General features: G+C 64.9%; 8 protein-coding genes. 1 reads left to right on the top strand and 7 read right to left on the bottom strand.

Annotation, left to right across the window (positions count from 1 at the left end):
- The 4 genes from AC1D2E_RS34075 to AC1D2E_RS34090 form a co-directional block, all read right to left on the bottom strand.
- A partial coding sequence (locus tag AC1D2E_RS34075; protein ID WP_478201504.1) for an aconitase X occupies positions 1-722 on the bottom strand: 722 nt, incomplete at its 3' end.
- Positions 723-761: 39 nt separating this feature from the next.
- Positions 762-1,205: an aconitase X swivel domain-containing protein gene (locus AC1D2E_RS34080; RefSeq protein WP_478093178.1), complete on the bottom strand. Its 444-nt coding sequence runs from the start codon at positions 1,203-1,205 to the stop codon at positions 762-764.
- Between the two features lie 26 nt (positions 1,206-1,231).
- Entirely contained in the window at positions 1,232-2,068 is an 837-nt protein-coding gene (locus AC1D2E_RS34085; RefSeq protein WP_478201505.1) for an SDR family NAD(P)-dependent oxidoreductase, read from the bottom strand.
- A gap of 15 nt (positions 2,069-2,083) precedes the next feature.
- The gene (locus tag AC1D2E_RS34090) at positions 2,084-3,139 is read right to left on the bottom strand and encodes a beta-keto acid cleavage family enzyme (protein ID WP_478172729.1); all 1,056 of its coding nucleotides are present in this window, start codon (positions 3,137-3,139) and stop codon (positions 2,084-2,086) included.
- A 130-nt stretch (positions 3,140-3,269) separates the two neighbouring features.
- Between AC1D2E_RS34090 and AC1D2E_RS34095 the strand changes: the two genes are divergently transcribed.
- On the top strand, positions 3,270-4,265 hold the full coding sequence (locus AC1D2E_RS34095; protein WP_478201506.1) for an AraC family transcriptional regulator: 996 nt from the start codon (positions 3,270-3,272) through the stop codon (positions 4,263-4,265).
- A 246-nt stretch (positions 4,266-4,511) separates the two neighbouring features.
- Here the strand turns inward: AC1D2E_RS34095 and AC1D2E_RS34100 are convergent, their stop codons facing one another.
- From AC1D2E_RS34100 to AC1D2E_RS34110, 3 genes are read right to left on the bottom strand one after another with little or no spacing between them, the layout of a single operon-like run.
- On the bottom strand, positions 4,512-4,739 hold the full coding sequence (locus tag AC1D2E_RS34100; protein WP_478201507.1) for a hypothetical protein: 228 nt from the start codon (positions 4,737-4,739) through the stop codon (positions 4,512-4,514).
- Positions 4,736-5,941: an IS91 family transposase gene (locus tag AC1D2E_RS34105; protein WP_478201508.1), complete on the bottom strand. Its 1,206-nt coding sequence runs from the start codon at positions 5,939-5,941 to the stop codon at positions 4,736-4,738. The genes AC1D2E_RS34100 and AC1D2E_RS34105 overlap by 4 nt, the downstream gene beginning before the upstream one ends.
- A gap of 10 nt (positions 5,942-5,951) precedes the next feature.
- On the bottom strand, positions 5,952-6,827 hold the full coding sequence (locus tag AC1D2E_RS34110) for a tyrosine-type recombinase/integrase (RefSeq protein ID WP_478201509.1): 876 nt from the start codon (positions 6,825-6,827) through the stop codon (positions 5,952-5,954).
- Positions 6,828-6,925: the final 98 nt, after the last annotated feature.

Below are 6,925 nucleotides of genomic sequence, written 5' to 3' on the forward strand. Positions count from 1 at the left end.
GCCCAGGGCCGCCCAGTCCGGCCCAGGGCCGCCCAGTCCGCCGGGTCGGTCATCTTCTCCTTGACCTCGTCGGTCAGTTCGACGATCACCTTCGCGAGCCGGTTTTCATCGAGCAGCATGCCGTATTTGGGCAGGTAGCCGGTATAGCCGGCATACACGGTGTTGACCGTGCTCTCGCGGTTGCTGCGCGCGCCGACGAAGGTGTTCAGATAGGCGGCGACGCTGGACTCGGAGGAGGCGCAGAACTCGCCGTACCTCGGCGTGCGCGTGGTGAGGTGCGAATTGCACGACTGCGACATGATCCAGCCGTGCGCCTTCAGCGCGTCATGGCCGCGCACATAGCCGTCGTAGATGTCCTTGGGCAGCTTGTAGCTGCCGTCGCCCCACGAGAAATTCCACGGGTAGCCGGTTTCCTCGTACTTGTCGATCTGGACGAGATACGGGTCGTTCAGGCAGATCGTCTTGCTCTCGTCGGCGACGCGGGCATCCTTGATCTCGATGAATTTGTCGTACAGCGGGCTGTGGCCCATGTCGAAGGTCGAGAGGTCGGGATGCGACCGGTCCTTCATCTCTATCGGACAGACGTTGAGGACGAAGGACAGCGGCACCATCTCCTCGGCGCCGACAGCCTTGCCAAAGTCCACCAGCTTTTCCAGCGCGAAGCGCCGTGCCTCGCCAAACTTTCCATCCAGCATTTCCTGCTGGTTTCGATCGAGCTTCATGTATTCCTCGTGCAATTCAAAGGGGGGTTGGACAAGGCATCAGGCCGATGCTTTGCGCGTGATCGTGACGGTGGCTTCCTTGCCGACTTCGTCGGCGCGGATCTCCACCCAGTCACCTGTGCGGATCTCCTGGAGGGGGTCGCCGTCGAGGCAGTCCACCGCGGGGATCTCGCCGGCGATGGCGCCCGCGATGTCGATGTCGTGCACGTTGCGGCAGACGATGCCGGTCGGGCCGACCTTGGACACCTGGCACTTGTAGTACAGGCCCACCGAGCCGAGCGTCGTGCCGGACACGGTCGGGTACACCATGATCCTGCCCTTCACGCACTGGCCATTCAGCGGGTTCTCGTACGCACCGATGATTCCGCCGTCGTTGGTGACCGTGTTGTAGCCCCAGCCGAATCGCATTTCACTGACGAGAGCCTCACCGCTGGCGCGCCCCTTGGAGCGGGCAATGCCCTTCATGACTTTCACGTGTTCCATGTCTGTCTCCATGTTCTTTGGCGTGCTCAGATCAACATGCCGCCGTTGGGCGAGATGACTTGTCCGACCAGGTAGTGCTCGCCCGCCAGGTGCACGACCGTGGCGGCGTACTCTTCGGGGGTGCCCAGCCGTCCGGCGGGCACGAGTTGCCAGAAGCGATTGCGGCCTTCCTCGCCCATCTTCTGCAGGATCGCGTCGAAGTCCTGTGTGTGGACACCGCCTGGGGCCATCACATTGACGTAGATGTTGCTGCCGGCGACCTCCGCGGCGACAGCCTTGGTGAAGGCGATCACCGCCCCCTTCGTCGCGCTGTAGTGGGGGCTGTGCGCAGACAAGCCCGACATGCCGGACAGCGATGCGACGTTGATGATGCGGCCGTACTTTTGCGGCTGCATCAGCTTGAGCGCCTCCCGCGTGCAATAGAAGACGCCATGCACGTTGACGCCCCACCAGCGCAGCCATTCCTCGTCGGTGATGTTGCTGGTGAATTCCAGCGACTCCCGCGGCAACGGCGTCGTGAGGTACGTGTAGTGGCGGTTGCGTCGAGCGTCGTCGGCCTGCCGGTTGGGCGTCAAGGCGGCGTTGTTCACCAGGATGTGCACGGTGCCGAAGCGTTCGGCCGCCTGGGCGAACATGCGCTGCACCGCCGCGCTGTCCGAGACGTCGCAACGCACGGTCAGGCATTCCGAGCCTGCCTCTTCGACGCAGGCGCGCGCCGTTGCCAGGCTCGCTTCATCGATGTCGCAGACGACGAGATTGGCGCCCGCTTCGGCCAGGGCCCGCACCAATGCGCGGCCGAGGCCCGGGCCTGCGCCCGTGACGAGCGCGACGCGCCCCGCGAGTGGTCGGATGGAGTTCACCATGATGCGCTCCCTGTCTCAGGCCACGCGGCGAAGCGGAGCACCGCGTTCGCCGGATTGACGGTTCGGCGCGTAGCCGATCTTCGCCAGGGTTTCGTCGACGCTCTTGTAGTGCTCGCCGATCTTGTGGATTTGCTTGGCCTGCTTGCCGGTAGCCACTTCGCGATGCATTTCGCGCGCAAGCCGCACCATCTGCTCGACCTGCTGCACGGAGGTCATGCGTTCACCCTTGCGGCCCCAGAGGTTGTCCTCGATGCCCACGCGCACGTGCAGGCCCATGGCGATCGCCATGGCATTCAAGGGCAGCACGCTGCGCATGATGCTTTCGATGGTCAGGACCGCGCCGTCAGGGACCCGGCGGATGAACTCCATCAGGTTGTACGGGTTCGGACCGTCCATGCCGCCGCCGATCGCCGCCCAGTTCATGGTCAGGGGGCCGGTGTAGATGCCGCGCCGGATCAGTCGCTCGACCGACTCGAGTTGCCCCACGTCGCCGAGCATGAACAGCGGCTGGATGCCGTTGGCCTGCAGCCGGCGCAGGTGTTCCTCGACGAAGCCGGGGCCCGAGGGAATGGTCATCTCGCGGTAGGCCTGCTGATAGGCCGGGTTCGCAAGGGACGTGTTCGCGACATCGTCCGCGGTCAACAGCTCGCAGATGTTCATCTGGTTGGTGTTGATCGCGATCGTCACCTGGTCGGGCTTGGGCGTGAGTTCCGCGAGCATGTGGCGCGTGTCGTCGCTCAGCCATTGGGCCGCTTCGCTGTCGGTCTCGGGCGCAAACGAAATCGAGCCGCCAACCTGCAGGATCATGTCGGGAACCGCATCGCGCAGACGGGCGAGCAGCTCGTTGAACATCGAAAGGCGCTTGGAGCCCTTGCCGTCGGCCTCGCGGACATGGACGTGCAGGAGCGTGGCGCCCGCGTTGTAGCAGTCAACTGCCTTTTGGACCTGCTCGTCCATCGACACCGGGATGTCGCTGGAGTCGGCGGGAATCCACTCCGGGCCGTAAGGCGCGACCTGGATGACGAGGGGCTGCTGGTTTTCGGGGAGGAGTGAGTCGTCGAGAAATTGCATGGTTGTCTCCGCAGGGAATCGTTGAGTGACGGATTGAGTATGGTTTTTCCCGAGGCCAGGCGATTGACCCGACGGGACATTTGGATGACCATTCGGGACATCCCAAACAGCCCCTCACGGCCCCGCAGAAATGCACTCCACCATTCGCAGCGCGACCCTGAGCGGCTACCTCGAACTGGCGCGCTCGGTCGGCCTCGATCCCAACCGCCAGATGCGCAAGTGCGGCCTGGATCCTTCGTGCCTTTCGGATCCGGACACGCACATCGATGCGACAGCGGTGGCAAAGCTGCTCGAGACCTCGGCCGCCGAAAGCGGGGTCGAAGACTTCGGGTTGCGGCTTTCCACGGCCCGGCGCCTGTCGAACCTGGGCCCGTTCAGCCTGGTGGTGCGAGAAGAAACCACCGCACGGCGCGCCCTCGAAACGCTCGCTCGCTATTTGCAGTTGCACAGCGAGCTGCTCTCCATTCGCATCGAGGATGCGGGCAAGCTCGTGATCCTTCGGGTGGACATCGTGCGGGGGGCGCGGATGCCCCTGCGGCAGGCGATCGAACTGTTCGTGGGCTATCTGTTTCGCATCTTGCAGGAGCTGCTGGGTCCGTCGTGGATGCCGCGGCGTGTTCTCTTCACGCACCCCGCGCCTGCGAGCCTGACCCGGCATGTCGCCATGTTCGGGCGCATCGTCGACTTCGAGGCCGAGTTCAACGGCATCGCCTGCGCGGCGGAGGACCTGGCCGGGCAGCTTCCGTCCGCAGACCCGGTCATGGCGCGCTATGCGCGCCAGTATCTGGACGCGATGATCTCGCGGCCGGACATGACGCTCGCGGACAAGGTCCGCTGGCTCGTGCGCGATATGCTGCCGCTGGGCCGCTGCAGCGTCGACAAGGTGGCGCAGCACCTTGGCGTCGATCGCCGGACGGTGCACCGGCATCTTGCGCGCAGTGGAGAAACGTTTTCGTCACTCGTGGACGAAGTGCGTGCCGAGCTTGCCGAAGGCTACCTCGAGGGGAGCAAGGGTCGCCTCGCCGATGTTGCAGACTTGCTAGGGTTCTCGGCACCTAGCGCCTTCTCGCGATGGCACAAGCGGCACTTTGGATTCACCCTGACAGATAGGCGCAGCGGCAAGTAGTCTCGGGCAGTCGGCCTGCTGGCGGCATCGCCCCGCGCCATCGGCCAAGCGGCCGCGGCTTGAATCCGCACCTCAGGTCGCCCCGTAGCGGACCCTCGTGAAGGTCCGTTTGTGTTTAGGGTTATCCGATACCTGCCCGCGCGTCGGAACTGCCGCGAGCGTCACGGCGGTTCAAGGGCAGGTGTTGGATAAGCCCCAAGGGAGGAAACCGCGGAATGCACTTCGGCGGCTCGCGAGGCTACGGCGCTATGGGGATTTTAGGGCGACGGTGACCGCGCTGGCGATACTGACGGGTCCGATAAGCCGATTGGTGATGTCGATGAAATCACGGATCGAAGCCAGTATGTCGAGCTGTGCATCGACGGCAAGAGCGGCAAGGGGCCCCTTCCAGAGCGAACGCAAACCCACCCGCATCGCCTCGCGAAGATGAAGAGCCGAAGCCTGGCATTGGCGTCGATGCGAGTTCGTATTCATGGCGCACGAGGCTGCTGGGGCGGCGCGCGGATCGGCTGGCCGCGAGCGAAGGATTGCAGGATGATCATCGGGCCGCCACAGTGCGGGCAGAAGAAGCTCGGTGGTGCGGTCGCGGGCTCGGTGTTGGACTCGGTATCGGCGTGCTGAGTTTGTGCAACCGTCATGAGGACCTGCAGCAGTTCGCGAACGCGCGCCAGATTGGCCTTGCGCGTGCCGTTGGCCAACAGCCCGTAGTGGCGGATGCGATGGAAGCCGCCCGGCAGGACATGCAGCAGGAAGCGGCGCATGAACTCATCGGCCTCCAGCGTCATGGTCTTGTGGCGGGTGCTGCCCTTGGCCCGGTAATCCTTCCAGCGGAAGGTGACGCCTCGCTCGTCCATGGCCACGAGCCGGCTGTTTGATATGGCGACCCGGTGGGTGTAGCGAGACAGGTAGGCCAGCACCGCTTCGGGTCCGGCGAACGGGCGCTTGGCATAGACGACCCACTCGCACTTGCGCACCGGTGCGAGCCAGTCGGCGAACGCCTTCGCGCCGGCGAGCGCAGCGTGCTCGCCGAAGAACTGGAGGCGGCCGGCGCGATACGCGTGCTCCAGTTCTTCGAGGAAGCGCCTTCGGAACAGCCGCGATAGCACACGCACGGACAGGAAGAACCCGGGCTTGCAGGCGACCCAACGCTCGCCGTCCGCGGACAGCCCGCCGCCCGGGACGATGCCATGCACATGAGGGTGATGCGTCAGGGCCGATCCCCATGTGTGCAGCACCAGGGTGGCGCCGATGGCTGCACCCAGGTGCTTCGGATCGGCCGCGATGGTCATCATGGTCTCGGCGGCCACGTCGAACAGAAGGCCATAGATCACTGCCTTGTTGTAGTAGGCAATGGCGCTGATGGGCGCCGGCAAGGTGAAGACGACGTGGTAGTAGTCCACCGGCAGCAGATCGGCCTGGCGGGCCTTGAGCCAGCGTTGTGCCGCACTGGCCTGACACTTCGGGCAATGCCGATTCCTGCATGAGTTGTAGGCGATCTGGTCGTGCCCGCAGCCTTCGCAACGCAACAGGTGACCTCCCAGTGCCGCGCTGCGGCACTGTTCAATGGCCGACATGACCTTGAGCTGGCCCAGGCTCAGGTGAGCACGCCGGGCCTTGCGCCAGGCGGGGCCGTGGGTTCGGAAGATGTCGGCGACCTCCAGGGCGCAGTGCGCCACGGGGGATGACCTACGCGGGCTGCGGGCTCTCCAGTGGACTGACTACGTCGCGCAGGAGCTCGGTGGCCACATGCGTGTAGATCGTCGTGGTCTCCAGCCGCTTGTGTCCGAGCAAAACCTGGATCACGCGGATGTCGACCTTCCGCTCCAGCAGGTGAGTGGCGAAGCTGTGCCTCAGGCTGTGCAGCGAGACGCGCTTGTCGATGTGCGCGGCCTCGGCGGCGGCATGGATGGCCCGGTTGAGCTGACGCGTGCTCATCGGGTCCATGGGCTCCATGCCGGGAAACAGCCAGCCACCCGGGAGTATCTTGCCCTGCGCATGAGCCAGCCGCCACCAGGCGCGCAGGCGCTCCAGCAGCACCGGCGAGAGCATCGCGTAGCGATCCTTGCGACCCTTACCCTGTTCGATACGCAAGACCATGCGCTGGCTGTCGATGTCGCCGACCTTCAGCGCGATCACCTCGCTCGCGCGCAATCCTGCGCCGTAGGCGATCGACAGCGCCGCCTGGTACTTCAAGCTCGGCGCCGCGGCGATCAGGCGCGCGACTTCGTCGCGGCTGAGCACCACGGGCAGTGTCTGCGGGACACTCACCTGCCTCATCCTGGCCATCAACTCACCATGCCCGAGCGTGACGTCAAAGAAGAACCTCAACGCCGTGATGGTCGCGTTGAGAGTGATCGCCGAGGTGCCCTGATCCACCATGTGCAGTTGGAAGCGCCGCAAGTCCTCCTCGGTGGCGGTGTCAGGCGACCGCTTGAGGAAGGCCGCCAACTGGCGCACGGCCCGGACATAGGCGGTGCGCGTCTTGGGCGAGAGCTTGCGCATGCGCATGTCCTCGATCATGCGTTGGCGCAGCGGCGAGGCGGTTTGGGTCGAAGAAGTCATGGTCCTGCTCCTGTCGAAAAACGAGGCGGATTGCCTCGGTCCTCAACATAGACAGGGACGCAATGATTGCCACTCCCGCGGCCTCAGCGGCGGGCTAC

The organism is Variovorax sp. P1_H2 (assembly GCF_056405295.1).